Below are 1,304 nucleotides of genomic sequence, written 5' to 3'. Positions count from 1 at the left end.
CCTTAAAGCTAGACTTAAGGTCACACGCTTCGCGAATTACCAACCCTCACGCAAGACGGCCCCCATCGGAGGCGTACCCTTGCTAGAGCGAATCGACACTCTTACGCCCGTGCGCCAGGCGGGCATCAAAATCTTCTGCGGCGGAATTATTGGCATCGGTGACGACGCCGAGAACCGTCTCGGCATGCTGCGACTGCTCGCCAATCTTCCGAACCATCCGGAAAGCATCCGGATCAAGCTCTGGAACGAGGTGAATGGCGTGCCGGTGAGGTTCACGGCGGAGCGTCCCGATCCGATTGCACTGGTGCGCCTGGTGGCGACCGCGCGGATCATGATGCCCAACAGCGTCATACGGTTGGCCGCCGGGCGTCAGTACATGACTGATGAACTCCAGGCCCTATGCTTCTTGGCTGGTGCGAATTCCATCTTTGTCGGCGATGTGTTGCTGACGACCAAAAATCCGCAAGTTGACCGCGATGCAAGTGTGCTAGCCCGGCTCGGTATTATGTCTGACCCGCTTAAGTCATCCAGAACAGGGGCGTGCCGCGCGCAAGCCATCAGCGTAGGTAAAGAAATGCAGATTGCCCTGATTGAAGGGAACGATTCATTGCGCCTCGGTCACTGAAACCGACCTGCACTATGAAGGCTCGATCTCGATTGATCGCGCGCTGCTGGACGCGGCCGGTATCCGATTAACGTTCGCGTCGAACTGTACAACCTTCGAGACGGGAACACGCTTTGCAACGTTTGTGACAGAAGCGCCAGAAGGGTCCGGCACCGTAGACGTAAACGGTGCGGCGGCGCGACTGGCGAGGCCCGCAGATAAGATAAGTATCGTTGCATACGCGTCACTTGACGAGGAGGATGCGGAGCATCTTCAGGCCGCGCATTGTGCCGGCTGATCGAGAAAATCCGATCCTACAAGTTTGACCCAACAATCCAACGCGGGAAGACCCTGTCCGGCCAGCTGGGAGTTTTGTGGCGTCCATCGTTGCTCAGCGAATGATGAATGATTCCGTCATTGCGGGTATGTTGCTGTGCTGACAAGGCTGTCGCAACAAGACGACCTGCTCGTCCGTGATTCGCTGGTTCACGCCAATATTCATGAAGGAGCGCGAACGGGCCGAGCTGCGTTTCGAATCAGTGCCCATAACAATCCGCTGGCTATCGAAAGCGCAATTTGCGACTGGCGCCCCGCCGCAGGAGCCGGGCGGGTCTGGATCGTAGTTGACGTGCCCCCGCCAAATTAGGCCAGTTTGAACTGGAATTTTCCACTTATGATCCCCTGAGGGGGAGAGGAGAAT

2 protein-coding genes and 1 pseudogene are annotated in these 1,304 nt (G+C 57.3%); all 3 read left to right on the top strand.

Translation table 11 applies throughout. The annotated features are described in order from the left end of the window. Positions 1–625, top strand: a 625-nt coding sequence (locus AC0L30_RS42955; RefSeq protein ID WP_473406787.1) for a biotin synthase, incomplete at its 5' end; no start/stop codon positions are given. Then, the gene (locus tag AC0L30_RS42950) at positions 591–902 is read left to right on the top strand and encodes an aspartate 1-decarboxylase (RefSeq protein WP_473308666.1); all 312 of its coding nucleotides are present in this window, start codon (positions 591–593) and stop codon (positions 900–902) included. The genes AC0L30_RS42955 and AC0L30_RS42950, both read left to right, overlap by 35 nt. A gap of 123 nt (positions 903–1,025) precedes the next feature. Beyond that, positions 1,026–1,232, top strand: a pseudogene (locus AC0L30_RS42945) (8-amino-7-oxononanoate synthase); the annotation flags it as partial. Positions 1,233–1,304 lie beyond the last annotated feature (72 nt).

This window comes from Bradyrhizobium sp. MI1.11 (genome assembly GCF_055811255.1).
Note: the sequence above shows the minus strand (reverse complement) of the source record. Positions and strands in the feature narration are given on the sequence as shown.